This window comes from Kribbella sp. NPDC049584 (assembly GCF_040675555.1).
Classification (GTDB): Bacteria; Actinomycetota; Actinomycetes; order Propionibacteriales; family Kribbellaceae; genus Kribbella.
In genome coordinates this window covers 170,072-189,264 of sequence record NZ_JBFAPF010000007.1, presented here as the reverse complement: position 1 = coordinate 189,264, position 19,193 = coordinate 170,072, and the positions used below count along the sequence as shown (strand labels likewise).

20 protein-coding genes are annotated in these 19,193 nt (G+C 68.4%); 12 read left to right on the top strand and 8 right to left on the bottom strand.

What is annotated here, in order from left to right:
* The first annotated feature begins 65 nt into the window (after nt 1-65).
* Entirely contained in the window at nt 66-644 is a 579-nt protein-coding gene (locus AB0J62_RS24305) for a redoxin domain-containing protein (protein WP_363875260.1), read from the top strand.
* Here AB0J62_RS24305 and AB0J62_RS24300 read toward each other — a convergent pair.
* Entirely contained in the window at nt 634-1,413 is a 780-nt protein-coding gene (locus AB0J62_RS24300; protein WP_363875257.1) for a nuclear transport factor 2 family protein, read from the bottom strand. The two genes, AB0J62_RS24305 and AB0J62_RS24300, sit on opposite strands and share 11 nt — an antisense overlap.
* Before the next feature lie 3 nt (nt 1,414-1,416).
* On the bottom strand, nt 1,417-2,220 hold the full coding sequence (locus tag AB0J62_RS24295) for a deoxyribonuclease IV (protein ID WP_363875254.1): 804 nt from the start codon (nt 2,218-2,220) through the stop codon (nt 1,417-1,419).
* A gap of 60 nt (nt 2,221-2,280) precedes the next feature.
* On the opposite strand from AB0J62_RS24295, the gene AB0J62_RS24290 reads away from it, so the two are divergent.
* Together AB0J62_RS24290 and AB0J62_RS24285 are read left to right on the top strand one after the other, a co-directional pair.
* A complete protein-coding gene (locus AB0J62_RS24290) occupies nt 2,281-2,850 on the top strand; it encodes a TetR/AcrR family transcriptional regulator (protein WP_363875251.1) in 570 nt (189 codons plus the stop codon).
* Complete coding sequence (locus AB0J62_RS24285; RefSeq protein ID WP_363875248.1) at nt 2,850-3,929, top strand: hypothetical protein; 1,080 nt, start codon at nt 2,850-2,852, stop codon at nt 3,927-3,929. Before AB0J62_RS24290 ends, AB0J62_RS24285 begins: the two co-directional genes overlap by 1 nt.
* 2 nt (nt 3,930-3,931) lie before the next feature.
* Here the strand turns inward: AB0J62_RS24285 and AB0J62_RS24280 are convergent, their stop codons facing one another.
* A complete protein-coding gene (locus tag AB0J62_RS24280) occupies nt 3,932-4,336 on the bottom strand; it encodes an RNHCP domain-containing protein (RefSeq protein ID WP_363875245.1) in 405 nt (134 codons plus the stop codon).
* 435 nt (nt 4,337-4,771) lie between these two features.
* Between AB0J62_RS24280 and AB0J62_RS24275 the strand changes: the two genes are divergently transcribed.
* The 7 genes from AB0J62_RS24275 to AB0J62_RS24245 all read left to right on the top strand — a co-directional run bounded on the left by AB0J62_RS24275 (nt 4,772) and on the right by AB0J62_RS24245 (nt 13,608).
* Nucleotides 4,772-6,076: a globin domain-containing protein gene (locus AB0J62_RS24275; protein WP_363875242.1), complete on the top strand. Its 1,305-nt coding sequence runs from the start codon at nt 4,772-4,774 to the stop codon at nt 6,074-6,076.
* Nucleotides 6,024-6,545, top strand: a complete 522-nt coding sequence (locus AB0J62_RS24270) for a hypothetical protein (RefSeq protein WP_363875239.1) — start codon at nt 6,024-6,026, stop codon at nt 6,543-6,545. The genes AB0J62_RS24275 and AB0J62_RS24270 overlap by 53 nt, the downstream gene beginning before the upstream one ends.
* Nucleotides 6,542-7,801 carry a nitric oxide synthase oxygenase gene (locus tag AB0J62_RS24265; protein WP_363875237.1) on the top strand — a complete coding sequence of 420 codons (1,260 nt, stop codon included), beginning with the start codon at nt 6,542-6,544 and terminating at the stop codon, nt 7,799-7,801. Before AB0J62_RS24270 ends, AB0J62_RS24265 begins: the two co-directional genes overlap by 4 nt.
* 143 nt (nt 7,802-7,944) lie before the next feature.
* A complete protein-coding gene (locus AB0J62_RS24260) occupies nt 7,945-10,770 on the top strand; it encodes an AAA family ATPase (protein ID WP_363875235.1) in 2,826 nt (941 codons plus the stop codon).
* 135 nt (nt 10,771-10,905) lie between these two features.
* Nucleotides 10,906-11,907, top strand: coding sequence for a DUF4331 family protein (locus tag AB0J62_RS24255; RefSeq protein WP_363875232.1), 1,002 nt, complete (start codon nt 10,906-10,908; stop codon nt 11,905-11,907).
* A gap of 13 nt (nt 11,908-11,920) precedes the next feature.
* On the top strand, nt 11,921-13,177 hold the full coding sequence (locus AB0J62_RS24250) for a threonine/serine exporter family protein (RefSeq protein WP_363875229.1): 1,257 nt from the start codon (nt 11,921-11,923) through the stop codon (nt 13,175-13,177).
* Nucleotides 13,178-13,206: 29 nt separating this feature from the next.
* Nucleotides 13,207-13,608 carry a nuclear transport factor 2 family protein gene (locus tag AB0J62_RS24245; protein ID WP_363875225.1) on the top strand — a complete coding sequence of 134 codons (402 nt, stop codon included), beginning with the start codon at nt 13,207-13,209 and terminating at the stop codon, nt 13,606-13,608.
* Nucleotides 13,609-13,616: 8 nt separating this feature from the next.
* On the opposite strand, the gene AB0J62_RS24240 is transcribed toward AB0J62_RS24245, so the two are convergent.
* Nucleotides 13,617-14,054 (bottom strand): ribonuclease H, encoded by a 438-nt coding sequence (locus AB0J62_RS24240; protein ID WP_363875889.1) that lies wholly within the window; start codon nt 14,052-14,054, stop codon nt 13,617-13,619.
* Between the two features lie 171 nt (nt 14,055-14,225).
* Here AB0J62_RS24240 and AB0J62_RS24235 point away from each other — a divergent pair, with 171 nt between their 5' ends.
* Nucleotides 14,226-14,810 (top strand): DUF308 domain-containing protein, encoded by a 585-nt coding sequence (locus AB0J62_RS24235; RefSeq protein ID WP_363875222.1) that lies wholly within the window; start codon nt 14,226-14,228, stop codon nt 14,808-14,810.
* 62 nt (nt 14,811-14,872) lie between these two features.
* Here the strand turns inward: AB0J62_RS24235 and AB0J62_RS24230 are convergent, their stop codons facing one another.
* The 3 genes from AB0J62_RS24230 to AB0J62_RS24220 all read right to left on the bottom strand — a co-directional run bounded on the left by AB0J62_RS24230 (nt 14,873) and on the right by AB0J62_RS24220 (nt 16,661).
* Entirely contained in the window at nt 14,873-15,166 is a 294-nt protein-coding gene (locus AB0J62_RS24230) for a hypothetical protein (RefSeq protein ID WP_363875219.1), read from the bottom strand.
* 89 nt (nt 15,167-15,255) lie between these two features.
* Complete coding sequence (locus AB0J62_RS24225) at nt 15,256-16,077, bottom strand: MBL fold metallo-hydrolase (RefSeq protein WP_363875216.1); 822 nt, start codon at nt 16,075-16,077, stop codon at nt 15,256-15,258.
* A complete protein-coding gene (locus AB0J62_RS24220) occupies nt 16,077-16,661 on the bottom strand; it encodes a dihydrofolate reductase family protein (protein ID WP_363875212.1) in 585 nt (194 codons plus the stop codon). Before AB0J62_RS24220 ends, AB0J62_RS24225 begins: the two co-directional genes overlap by 1 nt.
* 75 nt (nt 16,662-16,736) lie before the next feature.
* Between AB0J62_RS24220 and AB0J62_RS24215 the strand changes: the two genes are divergently transcribed.
* Nucleotides 16,737-17,216 (top strand): helix-turn-helix domain-containing protein, encoded by a 480-nt coding sequence (locus AB0J62_RS24215; protein ID WP_363875209.1) that lies wholly within the window; start codon nt 16,737-16,739, stop codon nt 17,214-17,216.
* Between the two features lie 2 nt (nt 17,217-17,218).
* Here AB0J62_RS24215 and AB0J62_RS24210 read toward each other — a convergent pair whose 3' ends face one another.
* Complete coding sequence (locus tag AB0J62_RS24210) at nt 17,219-19,147, bottom strand: acyl-CoA dehydrogenase family protein (RefSeq protein WP_363875206.1); 1,929 nt, start codon at nt 19,145-19,147, stop codon at nt 17,219-17,221.
* Nucleotides 19,148-19,193: the final 46 nt, after the last annotated feature.

Below are 19,193 nucleotides of genomic sequence, written 5' to 3'. Positions count from 1 at the left end.
GAGGACTCCGCACCAGTCGGTCGACGGCCACCGCGTCGGCACGGCCCAGGTCTACAGTGACGAGCATGCGAGCTGACATCGTGCCCGGCGCCGTGTTCCCCGACTACGAGCTGCCCGACCAGGAGGACGTACCGCGGAAGCTGAGCGATCTCCAGGGTGAGGATCCGATGATCCTCACTCTCGCGCGCGGGCACTACTGTCCCAAGGAGCACCAGCAGCATCTCGAGCTTGCGGCCTTCTACCCGAAGATCGCGGTCAGCTACACGCAGATCGTGACGATCGCGACCGACGAGCACCACACGCTGCAGGAGTTCCGGGCCTCGGTCGGCGCGCAGTGGCCGTTCCTGTCCGATCCGGGGCGGATCGTGCAGCGGGATCTCGATATCCAGGAGTACACCGATCCGGACAACGACCCGATGATCCCGTACACGCTCGTGCTCAAGCCCGGGCTGGTGGTGCACAGCATCTACAACGGCTACTGGTTCTGGGGACGTCCGACGATCTCCGAGCTGTGGCAGGACCTCCGGGCAGCGAGCAGCGAAGTACGTCCGGACTGGGATCTCAGCAAGCCAGGGCTGCGCGAGGCGTGGGACAGCGGCGACCACAGCGCCTTCCACGGGTGGAACAAGCGGCCTAACGCGTGATGTCGTCGTACAGGCGCACCGCTGCGAGGAGGCCGTCCGTGCCGCGTTCGAAGACGGCCAGACCTGCCTGAGGCGGTCCGTCGACGTTGTATTCCAGCGCGCAGCCGACGCCGTCATCGGTGACAGCACAAGGCTGTACTGCGGTTCCGCCGGCGCCGGCGTAGAACGCGCGGAGTCCGTCCACGCCGCGGTGGACGTTGTCCAGCGGCTCCTGCACGTAGCCGTCCGGCTGGAACGTCTTGACGACCGACTCGACATCGCCCGCGCCCAGCGCATCCAGGTGGCGCGCCACGACGTCCGTGGTCTCGACGGCCCCAGCCTCCAGGAAAGCCGGCCGCAGGTGGCGCAATCCGTCGACCGGCCACTGGCTGCAGTACGTGCGGAACTCGACGGACCGCTCGTCCCACGACTCGGCGACCACAGCTACCGGCCACGCCACCTCGTCGCCCTCATGCAGGACGTGGACGAGCAGCTCGACCGCCGCGCGCCCACCGACCGTGATCGAGCCGACCACCTTCAGCCGGGCGTGGTGCGCGGCCATCCACTCGCGGTTGCTGTGGATGAACGCCCGCAAGTCGCGATGCCCGCGAATCTCCCCGGCCCGCGGGTCATGCACAACCACGTCGCCTGGCCACGTCTTCTCCAGCGCGCCCGGCGCATCGTCGTACAGCGCCTTCAGGTACTGCGCGACCGGATCCGCCTGCTCTCGCGCCCGGGCATCACGACGCGCCAGCTCGATCGCAGTGGAGAACTCCGGGAACCACGGCATGCTTCACGGTACGACAGACAGCTGGGCCGCCGCACGCATGTCCTTGAGTACGGCGACGTCACGCCCATGCGTCGGCGTCTCCACGAGCAGCGGAATGCCCGGCACGGCCGACAGCACCGTCTCCAGCGCGGCCAGTCCGATCGTGCCGCAGCCGAGCGACTCGTGCCGGTCGCGGCGTGAACCGGCGGGATCGCGGCTGTCGTTCACATGAATCAGCCCGACCCGGTCTGCCACCTGCTTGATGGCGATCAGCTCCTCGCCGGCTGCGTGCAAATGGCACGTGTCCAGACACAGCCCGATCTCCGGGTCCGCCAGAGCGTCGAGGTACTCCATGCTGCTGTCGATGGTCGACGCGGCCGCCTCGCCGGCTCCTGCCGTCGGCTCGATCAGCAGCCGTACGTCGTGCCACCGGTGGGCGATCGGTACGACGAGATCGCGCAGGCCACGGAGTACCTCTGCACGGCGACCCGTGGTGACCAGCGAGCCGGCATGAACGACAACCGCGGACGCGCCGAGCGATGCGGCTCGCTGCATGGTGAATTCGAGGGCGGCCGTTGAGCGGCTCAGCACCAGGTCGGAGGGCGAGCACAGATTGATCAGGTGCGGGGCGTGGACGACGACTGGCAGGTCCCGCTCGGCGCACGCCGTACGGAACGCCTCGTCGACCGCCGGATCGACCGCCGCCGGTGTCCAGCTGCGTGGATTGCCGGCGAACAGCTGGATGATCTCGGCGCCGACCGCCGCAGCCTCCCCCAACCCGACCTTGACCAGGCCGCCGGCGACGGCAACATGTGAACCGATCCGCACTCTGTTTGTCCTCCGGGTCCGAATTCTTGACTTCAGGGTACAGAACCTTAGGATGAGGCTGTGGCGAGACCCATGACGTTCGACGCCGAGGAGACCATCGAGAGAGCGGTGGAGGTTTTCTGGCAGCGCGGCTTCGGCGCGACCACACCGCAGAACCTGGTCGACGAGCTCGGCATCGGCAAAGGCAGCCTCTACAACACGTTCAGGAGCAAGCACCACCTGTTCCAGCTGGCCATGCGACGGTACTGCGCCCATCGCGCCGCCGAGCTGGCGGAGGCTCTCGACGGGCCGGGGGCCGAGCGCCCCAAGCTGCGGACCGCGATGCGGAACCTGGCCGGCGTCGGTGAGCATCAGCTGGGTTGTCTGATCGTCAACTCGGTCGCCGAGCTGGGCAGCTCGGACGAAGCCGTCGCGGACGTCTCGAAGGAAATGTTCGACCTGGTCCAGGACGCGTTCCGGGCCTCCATCGAGCGCGGTCAGGCCCGCGGCGAACTGATCCCCGGTCGTGATCCGGTTGACGCCGCGAGCGCCCTCCTGGCGGTGGTGATCGGGACCAACGTGCTGGCCAAGGCCGGTCGGCCAGCGTCCCAGCTCACGCGCCTCCTCGACGCTGCACTGATCGACATCTGATGAGTGCCGACGACCGGCGCTGGCCGGCGTTCCGCCACCTGGGCCCGAACTGGTACGCGGCGATCATGGGGACGGCCATCATTCCGGGTGCCGGCATCTCGCTGCCACACCAGTTCCCCGGCGCGCTGCGGGTCTGGCAGGTCGTCGCCGTACTGGCCTTCGTCGAGCTCGTCGCACTGGTAGTTGCCCGCGGCATCCATTGGTACGCGCACTCCGATCAGGCCCGGGCCGATCTGCTCGACCCCACGGTCGCGCCGTTCTACGCGTGCATCTCGCTGGCCTTTCTCGCCACCGGACTGATCTGCTACACCGTCGGGCACACGTTCCTGCCGGACGGCCTGGCGATCGGCCTGAGTGCGACGTTGTGGACGATCGGCACCGTCGTGGGTCTCGTCTGTGCGGTCGGGCTGACGCTGCTGATGATCATCAAGCACGACCTGAGCATCATCGGCCAGTCCCCCGCCTGGCTGCTGCCGCCGACCGGGACGATGGTGTCAGCCGCCTTCGCCCTGCCGCTGCTGCAACATCTCGACCCGGGGCAGGGGAAGGAGCTGTTCGTCCTCTGCCTGTACGCGATGTTCGGCCTCGACCTGATCATGACGATCGTGGTCCTGCCGCTCGTGCTGCAACGGCTCTTCGTCCACGGTCCGCTCCCGATCCAGGCGACGCCGATCCTGTTCATCGGCATCGCGCCGTTCGGGCAGGGCGTCAACGCCCTCGGCAACCTCGGCGATCAGGCGACGAAGGCGGGCCTACCCGCACCGTTCGACACCGGGCTCCAGACCCTGTCCATCGTCGCCGGCGTACCGATCATGGGATTCACACTGCTGTGGGCAGCCCTGTGCGTCGCGATGATCGTCTGGGCCTTCGGGAAGGGGCTCAAGTTCTCGATGGCGTGGTGGGCGACGCCGTTCTCCTGGGGGACGATCGTCACCGGGATGAGCGTCATCAGCCACCACAGCGGGATCGAGGCGCTGGGCTGGTTCACAGTGGCCATGTACGTCGGCCTCTGCGTGCTGTTCCTCTACACCTGGCCCCAGACCCTCTGGGGCCTCGTCAAACGCAGGCTGCCGGGCTGAGCTCAGGTCTTCGCCTTGCGGGCCCTCGGCTTGCGAGTAGCGCCGTTGACCTGAGGCGCGGGCTCAGTCACCGGCTCGGCGGCGAACGGGATGAACGGCATCGTGAGCGGCAGCGCCGCGAGCCGCATCAGCAGCAGGACGTTGTCGTCACCGGCGGTCTTGTTGAGCCGAAGGCGCCCGCAGTTGGTGCACCTGTGGATGAGGACCCAACGGCCCTCCCCGCGGACCGTGACCGCGATCGGCTCCATGCCGCCGGAGCAGTCTGCCTTGCGATCACCCGGCACGTTGCGGTCGAGATGACGCGACCACAGGCAACTCGGGCAGTGATTGCGATGGGTGGTTCCAGGGGCGTCGAGGGAGACCTCTACGCCGCAGTGTTCACAACTGAACGAACGTGCGAAAGCCAAACCGATGAACCTTTCAGAGCAAAGCTGCAGGACAGAACAGACATGGCTCTCCTCCTCCCGGTCCGCACCGGCCGCTCCGGCGCATCAGCGTCCCAGCAGATCAGCCCGCCCCCGACCGAGTCAATCGATTAACTGAGGGCACCACGACATTAGTTGCCATAAGCAACTGGATGGTTTCCGGATCGCCTTGTAGATCAAGCGATTGAGTCTCGACCCCAGCTCTAGATTTTCGAGACGTTTCAGTCCGACACGCCGTTTCAAGCCGCGAACCCGGGGGTAGATCGGGAGGATCACGAAGAGTGGACAGCCTCGGGGATTGAAAGTTGGAGGGAACTCTTGTCAACGCAGTACCCGTCGGTGCGACCTGCCGACGACCCGGAGCACATGTCCGTCTTCTTCGAGGAGCTGCCGTTCCGAGCCGGATAGTCAAGCCCCATGGATGCCTACGCATTACAAAGCAGCTGGGACCGCGTGTCGGCGTACGGAGATCAGGTAGCGCTGTACTTCTACTCCCACATCTTCGTGTCCCATCCCGAGGTGCGGGCGATGTTCCCGCTCTCGATGTCGAACCAGCGGGACAAGTTCGTCAGCGCACTCGGCCGGATCGTCAGTCATGCCGACCAGCTCGAGAACGATGCGAACTTCCTCCAGCACCTCGGCCGCGATCATCGCAAGTACGCCGTCGTCGCGGAGCACTACAACGCCGTCGGGGCCTCGCTCTGCGCCACCCTGAAGCACTTCCTCGGGCCCGAATGGGACGAGGACCTCGCCGCACACTGGACAGCGGCGTACCAGGTGGTCGCGCGGATCATGGTCGAGGCGGCCGAGACGTCGGAGGAGACCAGCCCTGACTGGTGGGACGCCGACGTGGTCTCGGTCGAACGCCGGACCATGGACCTCACCCTGCTGAAGGTCCAGCCGCGGCACGTGTTCCGGTTCCGTCCCGGCCAGTCGGTGTCGATGGAGATACCGCAGCGGCCGCGGCAGTGGCGGTACTTCAGTCCGGCCAACGCCCCACGCGCCGACGGCTCGATCGATCTGCACGTGCAGCAGATCGACGGCGGCCAGGTGAGCCCGGCCGTGGTCCGCAGCCTCAAGCCCGGCGACACCGTGAAGCTCGGCGCACCGATCGGTGAGCGGTTGACCCGGCGGGACGGTGACCAGCGGGAACTGCTGATGGTCGCCGGCGGCACCGGCCTCGCTCCGCTCCTGGCCGTCCTTGAGCAGGTCGACAACGAATGGACCCGCACCGGCAACGGACCGCTGGTCCACCTGCTGCACGGCGTACGGCTGCCCTGGCATCTGTACGACCGTCCGCGGCTCAAAGCGCTGGCCCAGGACCGGGCCTGGTTCGACTACACCGAGGTCGTGTCCGACGACGCCTCCTATCCCGGCACCCGCGGGAAGGTCGGCACGGTCGCGGCCCGCCAGGTCCTGTACGGCCGGACGGCGATGGTGTGCGGCGGCCCGCAGATGGTCGCGCACACGCTGGAGCAGCTGGCCGCCGCGGGCATGCAGCCCGAACACATCAAGTACGAGCACTTCTACTACGCAGCCGCGGGTGAGCACACCGTGGCGCCGGCACTCTCAGGTCAGGAGACGACACGTGACGCACAACAGCCACCGCCAAGGCTCGCCGCGTTATCAGACACCCCGCTCGATCCGGGAGGAGAGGTTCCGGCGCAGGATGCGGGGTCTCGACGCCGACACGGTCTACGGATACCTCGATCAGCTGGCTGACCAGGTCCAGAAAACCGAACGCGAGCTCGGCGAGACCCGGGCCAGGAACGAACGTCTCCAGAGCGAGCTCCAGCGCGGACAGGCGGAGCTGCAGCGGGTCCAGGCGGAGCTGGACCAGTACGAGCAGGCCGGTGACCGCGTCAACGAGCAGGTCGTCCAGATGTTCAGCCAGGCCCAGCTCGTGGTCGAGGAGATGGTCCAGGACGTCAGCCGGGACGCCCGCGAGCGGATCGGACAGGCACGCGCGCACGAGCGCAGGATCGTCGCCGATGCCATGGACACGGCCGGCGAGCAGGTTCGCTCGTACGCCAAGTCGGCACAGGCGCATATGCAGTCGATCGTGGACTCGTTCGCGACCGAGGTCGAGCAGCTCGGGAGCAAGCCCGTGCCCGGCGAGCCGCTGACCCAGCACGATCCGTTCTTCGACAACTCCGGCGACTGGCAGACCCGACGTCCAGGTACCCCATGAACCCCGCTGAGAGATCCTGGGGCAAAGCTCCGCGGACCGGCCGGCGGGCCTCGCCGGGTCCCGGGCGGATCCGGGCGCGGGCCGCCCACCCGATCAACCGGCCCGAGCCGGTGCCGGGTCCCGGCAGCAGCGACACCGAGCTGGTTCGGACGGCAGCCAAGGAGTTCCTCGAGCTCTTTCACGCCGAGAACCCCAAGGCCGGCTGGATGGGGCCACGGCTCGCCGCGGTGATGCGCGAGATCGACCTCACCGGGACCTACTGGCACACTCCCGAGGAGCTGGCTTTCGGCGCCCGGGTCGCCTGGCGCAACAACGCCCGCTGCATTGGCCGGCTGTACTGGCGCAGTCTGCAGGTCCGCGACCTGAGGACGGTCTCCGACGCCCGCGGCGTCGCCGGGCACTGCTTCGACCATCTGCGCGAGGCCCACAACGGCGGGAAGATCCGCCCGATGATCAGCGTCTTCGCTCCGGAGACGCCGTCCCGCCCCGCGCCCAGGATCTGGAACGAGCAACTCATCCGGTACGCCGGATACGAGCAGCCGGACGGACGCGTTCTCGGCGATCCTCGCTATCGCGCCTTCACCAGTGAACTCATCCGGCGCGGCTGGAAGCAGCCCGACCGCACGGGCGCCTTCGACGTACTCCCGCTCGTCGTGGAGACCGTCGAGGAGGGACCGCGGATGTTCGAGCTTCCGGTCGAAGCCGTTCACGAAGTCCCGCTGGCACACCCCGAGCTGCCGTGGTTCGCCGACCTGGGCATGCGCTGGCACGCCGTACCGGTGATCAGCAACAACCGCCTCGTCATCGGCGGTGTCTCGTACCCCGCCGCGCCCTTCAACGGCTGGTACATGGGCACCGAGATCGGCGCCCGCAACTTCGGCGACACCGATCGCTATGCGATGGTCCCCGAGGTCGCCGAACGCATGGGCCTGGACACCACCGACGAGACGTCGTTATGGCGCGACCGCGCGCTGGTCGAGATCAACCGCGCCGTGCTGCACTCGTTCAGCCGGAACGGCGTCACGATCACCGATCACCACACCGAGTCCCGCAGGTTCCTCATCCACGTGGAGCGAGAGGAACGAGCCGGCCGCCAGTGCCCCGCGGACTGGACCTGGATCGTCCCGCCGATGTCCGGCTCCCTGACCCCGGTCTTCCACCGCTACTACTCCCCCGAGCTCCAACTCCCGAACTTCTTCACCGACCCCGCCGCCACCCACCGCTCCCTCCACGGCACACCTCCCGCCTTCTGCTGACGCACCGCCCTCCGCCCGCTGCCGGCTTCCTGTTGCGTAGGCAGCGATCTCGCCCGCGCAGATCGTCTGTTGGCAACGGCGCTGCCGCGACTTACGCTGAGCCAGTTCGACCGGCTGCGCCCGCGAATCGCAGAGTGGGCGTCGTGTGCTCACCGCTTGAAGGGCGGCGGACGTTGGGTCCAGAAGGCGGGGTGCGCGGTCCGGCCGCGGCACGAGTCCCGGCGCCGAAACTGCTCGGACGCGAATCCGAGCGCGCCGAGCTCGATCGTGTCGTCGCCGGACTGCGCGCCGGTGAGAGCCGCACCCTCGTCGTCCGGGGCGAGGCCGGGGTCGGGAAGACCGCGCTGCTGGACTATCTCGCGGAGTCCGCCGCGACGCTCCGGATCCTGCGCGCGGTCGGCGTCCAGTCGGAGATGGAGCTGCCCTTCGCCGCACTGCACCAGCTCTGCGCACCGCTCCTGGCCCGTCTGGACCGGATTCCCGAGCCTCAGCGGCGAGCGCTCGCGACGATCTTCGGACTGGCACACGGACCTACCCCCGACCGTTTCATGGTCGGTCTCGGCGTACTGAGCCTGATCTCGGACCTCGCCGGCGAACGGGCGGTGCTGGTCGTGGTCGACGACGCCCAGTGGCTCGACACGGCGACCGCCCAGACGCTCGGTTTCGTGGCCCGCCGGCTGGGCGCCGAGGCGGTCGGCCTGGTCTTCGGCGCGCGCGAGGCCCGCCTGGAGCTGTACGACCTGCCCGAGCTCACAGTCGACGGGCTTCCGGACCGCGATGCCCGCGCGCTGCTCGGATCGTCGGTCGAGTTCCTGCTCGACGGCCCGATCCGGGACCGGATCGTGGCCGAGACCCGCGGCAACCCCTTGGCACTGCTCGAACTGCCGCGCGGTCTCACCGCGACCCAGCTGGCGGCCGGGTTCGGCCTTGTCGGCGGCCTGGGTCTGCCGGTGCGGATCGAGCAGAGCTTCCTGCGGCAGGCCGACGGGCTGCCCGCGGCGGCCCGGCAACTGCTGCTCGTTGCGGCCGCCGAGCCCGAGGGAGATCCGGTCGTGGTACGCCGGGCCGCCGACGAGCTCGGGGTCGCGGCCGACCTGGCGGAGGTGTCCAGCCTGCTCACCCTGGGCGAGCGGGTCACGTTCCGGCACCCGTTGGTGCGCTCCGCGCTGTACGGCGCCGCGTCCGACGTGGAGCGCAGAGCGGTGCATCTGGCTCTCGCGGCGGCGACGGACGCGACGGCCGATCCCGATCGACGCGCCTGGCATCTCGCCGCTGCCGCGACCGGGCCTGACGAGGAGGTCGCCATCGCACTGGCGCGGTCGGCCGACCGCGCCCAGGCCCGAGGTGGATTCGCGGCCGCCGCGGCCTGTCTGCAACGCGCGGTCGCGTTGACTCTCGATCCCGCTCGTCGCACTCAGCGCGCCCTGGCCGGTGCACACGCAAGTCTCCGGGCCGGCGCTTTCACGACGGCGTCGATGCTGCTCGCGACGGCCGAGGCGGGTCAGCTCGACGATCTCGGTCGTGCCCAGATCGATCTGGTTCGGGCGGAAGCAGCGTTCTCGCAGCAGCGCGGGCGCGATGCCCCCGGACTGCTGCTGCGCGCGGCGCAGACGCTCGAGCCGCTCGACGCCCGCCTCGCCCGGGACACCTATCTCGACGCGTGGAGCGCAGCGCTGTTCGCCGGCCGCCTTGCCCGGACGGTCGGACTCCGCGAGGTCTCGCGGGCCGCCCGGGCCACGGCTGCGCCGGAGGGTGAGCCGAGAAGTTCCGACCTGCTCCTCGACGGACTCGCGATGGTGTTCGTGGAGGGACGCGAGCAGGCCGTACCGGTGCTCGAGAAGGCGGCCCTCGCGTTCGGTCAGCCGGACATCTCGGCCGACGAGACGTTGCGCTGGGGATGGCTCGGCACGGCCGCGGCCGCCACGGCGTGGAACTTCGAGGCCTGCTTCGCGACCGCGAACCGGCAGGTCGAGGCAGCGCGCAGCACCGGGGCGCTCGCCGTCCTCGTCGTCGGTGTCAACGTCCTCGAGCAGGTGGCCGCGTTCGCCGGTGATTTCGCCGAGGCGAATGCGCTGCGGGCCGAGGCCGACGCCGTACGAGAAGCCACCGGCACCCACGTCGCGCCGTACGGCGCCCTCACATTGGCCGCGTTCCGCGGTCACGAGGACGAGGCATTCCGGCTGATCGACGACACGATCGCGGGCGCGACGGCCGAGGGTCAGGGCACGGCGGTGCAGTACGCGCAGTGGGCGAAGTCGGTCATCCTGAACGCGCTGCGCCGCCACGACGAAGCACTGGCGCTGGCCCGCCTGGCGAGTGAGGACACGCCGGAGCTGTGGGTGTCGTCGTGGGCGCTGTGCGAGCAGATCGAGGCAGCGACGCGCGCCGGGCACCCTGACGAGGCTGCCGCCGCGCTGGCACGCCTCCAGGAGAGCACGCGGTCCACCGACGAACCCTGGGCCCGCGGTGTCGAGGCACGTGGACGTGCGCTCGTGCACGACGACGATGCGGCCGACGCCGCGTATCTCGAGGCTATCGAGTACCTCAGCCGCACCCGGCTGCGACCGGACCTGGCCCGCACCCACCTGCTGTACGGCGAGTGGCTGCGCCGGAAGGCCCGCCGGACCGACGCGAGGGCGCAACTGCGGTCGGCGTACGCCATGTTGTCCTCGATCGGCATGGATGCCTTCGCGGAGCGAGCACGTCGAGAACTACACGCATCCGGCGAGACCGTCCGCAAGCGCACGGCGACGGCAGCGACCGGAGAAACACTGACACCGCAGGAGCGGCAGATCGCGCTGCTCGTCCGGGACGGACTGTCGAATCCCGAGGTCGGTAACCGGCTGTTCCTCAGTCCGCGCACCGTCGAATGGCACCTCGGCAAGATCTTCGAGAAGCTCTCCATCACCTCGCGCCGGCAGCTGCGGGACGTGCTCTTCCAGAGCGACTTCGAGACCGCGAGCGGCTAGCGGGCCAGGCAGCCCGGGGACTTCCCGCTCCACGGACCAGGGAGCCACCCGGGTGCGGACAGCGGGCTTCGTCGTCGACTCTCGACAGGGAAAGGTCAGTTCCTTCGAAGGAGTCACACAGCTGAAGGAGTCTTCATGTCCAACCACTACAGCGCTGCCAATCTCAGGTTCCCCGGCGACGACGCCCGCCTGGATCTGACCGATCTGTTCGTCTTCGCCGCCCCGGGAGATCCCGGCCGGACGGTCGTGATCATCGACGTGAACCCGTACACGACCGGGATGAGCGCGATGCCGCCGTTCCTGATGAAGCGGGAGTTCCACCCGGCGGGCGTCTACCGGATCAACATCGACACCGACGGGGACGCACAGGCCGACGCCGCGTTCACGTTCGTGTTCTCCGAACTGACCGACGGCCGGCAGACCGGATCGGTGTACTTCGGTACCGGGCGCGACGCCCGCAACCCCGAGCCGGCCGGTGAACTGATCGTCACCGGTGCGCCGGTCGGCTTCGACGACACCGCCCAGCCGGTCGTCGCGGGCCCGGTCAGACTGTTCATCGGCGTACGCAGCGACCCGTTCTTCGCCGACGCCGACGGCTCCTTCCACGGCTTCAAGTGGACCGGGCAGGACGCGTTCGCGGATCGCAACATCCTGTCGATCGCGCTCGAGGTGCCGAACGAGCTGCTCGGCGCGGATCCCGCGATCGGTCTGTGGGCCACGGTCGGCGTACGGCGGGACGGCACAGTCGTGCAGGTGGATCGCGGCGGCCATCCGACCATCAACCCGTTCGTGAACCCCAACAACGTCAAGAACGAGTACAACCTGCGGCAACCGGTCGACGACGTGGCCAACTACCTGGAGTTGTGGGCGAAGTTCCTCGAGGACAACGGGGGTTACTCGCCCGAGGAGGCCCGGCGCGCGGCGTTGATCGTGCTGCCCGACATCCTCCGCTACGACCGGAGCCGGCCGGCGGCGTACCCGAACGGCCGGGCGATCACCGACGACGTGTTCAGCGCCCGCTTCGCGTGGATGTCGAACGGACGGATCGAACCTGACGGTCTGAAACCGCATGACGACATGCTCACCGAGTTCCCGTTCCTCGGCGTACCTGTCCGCTACCCCGGCATCGACGGCTAGCCGGTCGACCACGATGGACACTCTGCGCCAGACGATCGTGAGTCCGGGGCGGGACGCCGAGAGCTTCCTGGTCGAGGCGATCAGCGTCCTGCACGCCAACGGCGCCGAGTCGGAGCGGGCCGAGCGGCGTACCCGTCAGTTGGCGCACGCGCTCGGTCTGAACGCCCGGGTCGAGCTCGGCTGGTCGTGGTCGGACTTCTCGTTCGGCGACCACAGCGTCCGCGGGAGCAGCGCGGTCCCGAGTGGCGTTGCGTCGAACCGCGTCTTCGCCGTCGACCGGATCATCAACGAGCTCGACACCGGCCTGGCCGCACTCGCCGATGCGTGGGAGCGGCTGCGGTGGGCCGCTGTACTGCCGCCGCCTCATCTCGCGGTGTTCGCGGCGGCGTGCGTTGCCGGAGGGTGCGGGCTGGCGGTGATCTTCGGCATCCGCGGCACGACGGCGCTTGCTGTCATCGCCGTGTGCTGCGCGGCTGGCGCGTTCGTCCGCCGCGGCCTGGCACACCGAGGCGCCAACGCCTACACCCAGTCAGCGGCGGCCGCGCTGGTCGCCGGTCTCGGCGCAGCGATATCGGGCGGCGCCGGCTCGGCCGTCGGACTCATCGCCCTGTGTCCGTGCCTGATCCTCGTACCCGGACCGCACCTGCTCAACGGGAGCCTGGACATCGCCGCCCTGCGGATCCCCCTCGGCGCCAGTCGTCTGGTGTACGCCGCAGCCGTGATGACCGCAATCACCGCCGGCCTCCTCGTGGGTCTCCGGCTCGGCCAGGCCCACCTCGCCACCGACATCTCCGGACCTGGCGTGCCGCTCTGGGTCGAGGTACCGACTGCTGGATTTCTCGCTGTCGCGTACGGCGTCTTCTACGGCGTACCACTCCGGGTGCTCTATTGGCCGTGCCTGGTCGGAGGCGCGGCTCACGCCGTGCGTTGGACCGTCGCCCAAACGGGAGCAGATGCCTGGGTCGGCGCAGGCCTTGCCTGCTTGTTCGCCGGGCTGGTGCTCGTGCCCGTCTGCGCGCGATGGCAATTGCCGTTCTCCACCATCGGCTTCGCGTCGGTCGTATCACTCCTGCCGGGCGTGCTCCTCTTCCGGGCGCTGGCCGGCTTCGCGCAGCTGCCGTCGACAGCAGGTGCGCCCGGCGGACAACTCCTGGTCGAGACCGCGGACAACGCGAGCTCGGCAGCGCTCGTACTGCTGGCGATGGCGCTCGGGTTCCTCGTCGCCGACGCCGCCTGGACACACATCCGGTCTGCGAGCTCACCGTCATGACTACTCACAGGACAGCAGGGAGCATCACCGTGAAAACCAAGAATCCCGACCTCGGCCCGGACCGCGCGCGGCGGGCCGTCGTCGAGGAGCACTGGCGCGCCTCGGAGAGCGGCGACGTCGATACGGAGCACGCGATCTATGCGGTCGACGCCTTGCTCGAGTACCCGCAGTCCGGGGAACGGTTCCGGGGCCGGGCGACGATCGCGGCACAGCGCGGCGGCCACCCGGCGGACCGCCACTTCACCGTGCTGCGCATCGTCGGCCGGGACGACCTCTGGGTGAGCGAGTGCACGATCAGGTACGACGGCGTGCCGACGTACTCGATCTCCGTGATGGAGTTCGACGGCGACCACGTCATCCGCGAGACGCAGTACTTCGCTGACCCGTTCGAAGCCCCCGAGTGGCGAGCTGCGCTTGCCGAACCCCGCTAGGCCGCGCTCTATCCCGCGGTCTGAGCCGCAGCCACCGCCAACCGGTCCACGAAGTCGTTCATCTCATGTCCGGAGTGGCCTTTCACCCAGCGGAAGGCCACGTCGCCGCGCTCCATCACCAGCGCGACCAGCGGTTCCCACAAGTCCTGGTTGGCAACCGGCTTCCTGGCGGACGTCAGCCAGCCGCGCTCGAGCCACCCCTGGTGCCAGCGGTCGCGGAAGCAGTTCACGACGTACGTCGAATCGGACACCACCAGCAGCGGCCCCGCGTTGGCCCGCACAGCCTCCAGCGCCGCCCGAATCTCCATCCGCTGATTCGTCGACACCGCCTCGTGCCCAGCGGCGTACTCCGTCGTCGACAACGCCCAGGCCCACCCACCCGGCCCCGGATTCCCCGAACAAGCCCCATCCGTAAACACGGACCGAGCGCCCACCGGCACCGTCATATCAGCCGGCCGAGGCCGCCGCACACGAGTAACAGGCATCCGAGCACCCTACTACTCACCAGTGGACGGGCCAGGGGCTCCTACTGGCTCGAAGGCCGGCCGGCGACTGCCAGCCTCATGGGTAGCGGGATCAATTGATACCGCAACCAGATCGAGAGTAGGGAGTGCATCATGAGTACCACCACAAGCACCGACTCGAAGGTGGCCAGCCGGATCTCGAACGCTGTGTTGTGGCGTGGATTGCTGGCGATCGCGGTTGGGGCAGTTGCCGTTATCTGGCCGAACATCACCGTCGGCGCCTTCGTCATCCTCTTCGCTGTCTACGCCTTCATGGCCGCCGTGATGGACGCGGTTCGCGCATTCAGCAGTGACGGTGGTTGGTCGGTCGTCGGCCACCTCCTGCTTTCGCTGGTGTCGCTGGCGGCCGGGGTCATCGCGCTGGTCTACCCGGGCCCGACCGCGCTCGTACTGACACTGATCATCGGCTGGTGGGCGCTGTTCACCGGTCTGGTCGAGATCGCGATGGCGTTCCGGAGCGGCCAGAGGGCCGGGCAACGCGCCTGGTTCATCCTGGGCGGCCTGGTCTCCATCGTCTTCGCCGTGGCGCTGTTCATCCGCCCGGACCTGGGCGCCGTCTCCCTGGCCATCGTCTTCGGCCTCTACAGCATCTTCTACGGCGTCTCCGCCCTCGTCGCCCGCCGCGAAGGCCGCACGATCGAGAAGAACCTCAACCGCTTCGCCCACGCAGTCTCTTGACTCGCCACGGACTCTGGAGGCCATCGCGCAGACGATGGCCCCCAGACGCCACATCGGGGGATTCAGTGCTGCTGTCCCTTTTCGGCCGTCGCCTGCAGCAACTGATGCAGACCGGCGTACGCCAGTTCCATCTCGGACTCGACGCCCGCGGCACGTGCCAACCTGCAGCCGGACGCGCTCTCCACCAGATAGTCCAGGAGCGCGGACTCGCCCGGCCATCGCCAGCCCGGACCGCCCCCAGGAACTCCGTCATCACCTGGCGCTCCGCCTGCCGGTCCCGCATCTCCACCGAGCGATGCGGTCGACTGAAGGAACGCCGCCCACCAGGTCTTTCCATCGGCAGCCCCCACGTCCAAGCGAGAAACTCACTCTAAACCCGGCCATGGCTGCAGGAGTTGCTGAGGTGGCGTCCGCTCAGCGGCTCATCCCCCGCCGGACGCCCTGTTCACAATGCGTCGCGGGTGGTTCTTTCGGCGAGGCGTTGGAGTTGGCCCGTGTGTACGTCGGTTACCCATTCCCAGCCGGTCTTGGCGGATGGGCCGATGCGTGGGTCGGTGATGTCTCGGTCGTCGCGTAAGGCCTGGACGTAGGCGCGGTCCTGGTCGATCCGGATGCGCAGTTCGTCCGCTCCGCCGACGGATCCGTGCCCCGGTACGACGACCTGGACGTCGTCGGCCACGTCGTCGAACAGTTGCAAAGCGGCGAGGTACTCGTCGATCGGGTCGACGGGGCTTTCGGCGTCGAGCATCGGGATCAGGACGTCGGAAAGCATGTCTCCGGCAACTAAAACGCCGTGCTCCTCGATCAGCAGCGCCGCGTGGCCGGGGGCGTGGGCCTGGTGTTCGATGATGCGGATTCGTGGGCCGTCCCACGGGAGATGAGTGGTTCCGGCGGGCAGACCGGTGATGAGACCGAACAGGTCGAGCGGTACATCGTCGACGATGTCCGGTGGCACCCCCTCGGTCATGCCGGACTTCCAGTCAGCCTCCGACAGGAACTCTTCGAGATCAGCCGCGCAGCGCGCCGTGCCGTACCGAGGCGCCTCGCCGAGGTCGGCGTACCAGAGCACGTGATCCCAGTGGGGATGCGTCGCAAACCCTGCTACGACGGGTTCGCCCGCGAGATCTTTCGCGAGGCAAGCCATTTCGTCGCCGGTGATTCCGGGATCGATGAGCAGTACACCGGCGCTGCCTCGTACGACGACGGTGTTGTTCCGGATCGGTTCGCTCTGGTGGACGCGTACGCCGTCCGCAAGGTGCGTCAGCATCAGCCGGCCTCTTTCAGGATCGCGTAGCGGTTCATCGTGACGCCCGATCCGAACAATTGCTGATCGAGCAGTTCGAGGTCGATCGGCAGGTCGTAGTCGTCGAACAGCGGTCGGCCGAAGCCGAGGATCGCGGGATGCGTAGTGAGCAGCAGCTCGTCGAGCAGCCCGGCGCGGAGCAGTTGGGTGGCGAGTGCCGCGCCGCCGACCGCGATCGTGCCTTCGGTCTCGGCACGAAGTACGGCGAGCTGCTCGATCGCGTCGTCTCCCCCGATGATCCGGGTGTTGTGATCAGCGGTCTGCCGCGTGCGCGAGACGAGCACCTTGGGTATGGCGGTCCAAATCTCGCCATACTCACGCATGAAGTCGGGCAGCGATTCGTCCTCGCGGGATCGCGGCCAGTACTCCTCCATCACCTCGTACATGACGCGGCCGTGAGCGATCATCGCCAGTTCCCGGGTCCGCGCGTTGGCCTCGCGGTGCAGTTCCTCGTCGATGCGCACCCACTCGCCCGCGCCGTTGTCCTCGGGCACCTGCTCGATCCGCAGGTCGAGGGACACGTTCATCGCGTATACGAACTTGCCCATCGTCCCCCCTTCCGACTAGTGCTTGCAATCTGCAATCACTATTATGGCGATGCCCGGAGCTGTCAAGGAGGAGTCGTGGAACCACGATCAGACTGTCCGATCAACGCAGCCGTCGAGGTACTGGGCGATCGCTGGTCGTTGCTCGTACTGCGCGACGTCATCTTCAGCGACCGCCGTTACTTCCGGGCGCTGCTCACCGGCTCCCCCGAAGGCATCGCCTCGAACATCCTCGCCGACCGGCTGGTCCGCCTGGTCGAAGCCGGCCTGCTCAGCCGCGGCACGGCGGCCCGCGGCCAGCGAGCGCAGTACAGCCTCACCGAGGCCGGCATCCAGACCCTGCCCATCCTCGATGCCCTAGGCAACTGGTCACTCACCTGGCGTCCCGCGGCCAACGAACTCCACGCCCGCCAGCAGTTCATGCACGACCAGGGCCGGCCCTTCATCGAAGCCCTGATGGACGACCTCCGCGCGCGCCATCTAGGCGCTCCACCCAAAAACCGGAGCGGCCCAACACCCTTCGAACGCCTCGACGCGGCGCAAACACCGGCCGATTGACGCTAGTGGTAGCGGCGCGACTTGTTCTCCGCCGTCGATTCGCCGGGCTGCCATTGCGCGATCCATGGGCCGGTTCCCTCCGAGGGGTCGACGATGCCGGCCTCGAGCCAGCTGTAGTTTCCCTCGAGTACCCGTTGAGCCAGCCGTCGGTCGTCATCGTCGGTGTTGTTCCACAGTTGCTCGAAGAGGTGATCGACCCTCAGCCGCGCCTGATCGCAGAACACCGCCGCCAGCTCGTACGCCGACTGGCCCTGGGCAGCGTCCCGCTCGCGCAGCGTTTCGGCCCGCGAACACGACGCGGCCATCGCGAACAACTCCGCGCCGATGTCCACGATCCTGGCCAGGAAGCCCTGCCGGTACTCGAGCTTCGCCTGCCAGCGGCCCATGCCGTAGAACGTCTGCCGCGCGAGTTTGCGCGACGCCCGCTCGACATACCGCAAGTGCTTGGCCAGCGGCCCGAACTCGCCGTACGACCGAGGGTCCGATCCCTTGCCGACGGCCAGCTTGGGCAGCCACTTGGCGTAGAACCCGCTCGCGTTCACCGCGGCCTTCGCCTTGGCCTGCAAATCGGCGTCCGGTGAGGCCAGGTCGCCGGCCGCGGACAGGTGGGCGTCGACGGCCTCCCGCGCGATCAGCAGATGCATGATCTCGGTCGAGCCCTCGAAGATCCGGTTGATCCGCAGATCGCGCAGGATCTGCTCTGCCGGTACGGCGCGCTCGCCCCGGGCCGCCAGCGAGTCGGCGGTCTCGTACCCGCGTCCGCCGCGGATCTGCACCAGCTCGTCGGCGATCCGCCAGGCCATCTCGCTGGACCACAGCTTGGCCAGCGCCGCCTCGATCCGGATGTCCTTGGTGCCGGCGTCGGCCAGGTTCGCCGACAGGTCGAGCACGGCCTCGAGCGCGAACGTGGTCGCGGCGATGAACGAGATCTTCTCGGCGACGGCTGCGTGGGCGCCGATCGGCCGGCCCCATTGGACGCGCTCCGCGGACCACTCCCGGGCGATCTTCAGGCACCACTTGGCCGCCGCCGTGGTGGTCGCCGGGATCGACAAGCGGCCGGTGTTCAGCGTGGTGAGAGCGATCCGCAGACCGTCGCCCTCCCTGCCCAGCCGGTTCTCGGCCGGCACCCGGACCTGGTGGAAGCGGGTCACGCCGTTCTCGATCCCGCGCAACCCCATGAACGCGTTGCGGTTCTCGACCGTGATCCCCGGCGAGTCGGCCTCGACGACAAACGCGCTGATGCCACCCCGTCCGCCTTCGTGCTCGGGTACACGTGCCATCACCACGACCAGCTCGGCGATGACGCCGTTCGTCGTCCAGAGCTTCACTCCGTCCAGGATGTACGCCGTACCGTCGTCGGTCGGCGTTGCGGTCGACGCCAGCCGGGCCGGATCCGAACCCACATCGGGCTCCGTGAGCAGGAACGCCGTCACCGCGCCGGCAGCGCAGCGAGGCAGGAACCGCTGCTTCTGCTCGTCGGTCCCGAACATCTTCACCGGCTCCGGAACACCGATCGACTGATGCGCGGAGACGAGGGCGCTCAGACTCGGGTGCACCGACGCGACGAGCATCAGCGCCTTGCCGTAGTACGACATCGGCAGGCCGAGACCGCCGTACTCGGTCGGGATCTTGATACCGAACGTCCCCAGCTCGGCGAGGCCGCGCAGGTACTCGTCCGGAATCTTGGCCTCCCGCTCGATCAGCAGACCGTCGAGCGTCTCGCAGTACGTCGCCAACCGGGCGATGAACTCCTCGCCGCGGACGGCGTCATCGGGCGCGACGGCATGCGGTTGCGGATGGATCAGCGACAGGTCGAAGTCACCGAGGTACAGCCCCTTGGCGAAACTCGGCCGGGTCCACTCGCTCTCCCGCGCCGCCTCCGCAACCTCCCGAGCCTCCCGCTCCCCAACCTGCCGCGTCGTAGCCGTCACCGGTCCGCCTCCTCGCTTGCAGTCTCCTATTACCCGTTAGTACCCA

Bases quoted from the DNA above. Each gene is read 5' to 3' on its own strand.
- AB0J62_RS24305 (WP_363875260.1), top strand. From the start codon at position 66: ATGCGAGCTGACATCGTGCCCGGCGCCGTGTTCCCCGACTACGAGCTG.
- AB0J62_RS24300 (WP_363875257.1), bottom strand. From the start codon at position 1,413: ATGCCGTGGTTCCCGGAGTTCTCCACTGCGATCGAGCTGGCGCGTCGT.
- AB0J62_RS24285 (WP_363875248.1), top strand. From the start codon at position 2,850: ATGAGTGCCGACGACCGGCGCTGGCCGGCGTTCCGCCACCTGGGCCCG.
- AB0J62_RS24275 (WP_363875242.1), top strand. From the start codon at position 4,772: ATGGATGCCTACGCATTACAAAGCAGCTGGGACCGCGTGTCGGCGTAC.
- AB0J62_RS24270 (WP_363875239.1), top strand. From the start codon at position 6,024: ATGCGGGGTCTCGACGCCGACACGGTCTACGGATACCTCGATCAGCTG.
- AB0J62_RS24265 (WP_363875237.1), top strand. From the start codon at position 6,542: ATGAACCCCGCTGAGAGATCCTGGGGCAAAGCTCCGCGGACCGGCCGG.
- AB0J62_RS24255 (WP_363875232.1), top strand. From the start codon at position 10,906: ATGTCCAACCACTACAGCGCTGCCAATCTCAGGTTCCCCGGCGACGAC.
- AB0J62_RS24250 (WP_363875229.1), top strand. From the start codon at position 11,921: ATGGACACTCTGCGCCAGACGATCGTGAGTCCGGGGCGGGACGCCGAG.
- AB0J62_RS24240 (WP_363875889.1), bottom strand. From the start codon at position 14,054: ATGACGGTGCCGGTGGGCGCTCGGTCCGTGTTTACGGATGGGGCTTGT.
- AB0J62_RS24235 (WP_363875222.1), top strand. From the start codon at position 14,226: ATGAGTACCACCACAAGCACCGACTCGAAGGTGGCCAGCCGGATCTCG.
- AB0J62_RS24225 (WP_363875216.1), bottom strand. From the start codon at position 16,077: ATGCTGACGCACCTTGCGGACGGCGTACGCGTCCACCAGAGCGAACCG.
- AB0J62_RS24220 (WP_363875212.1), bottom strand. From the start codon at position 16,661: ATGGGCAAGTTCGTATACGCGATGAACGTGTCCCTCGACCTGCGGATC.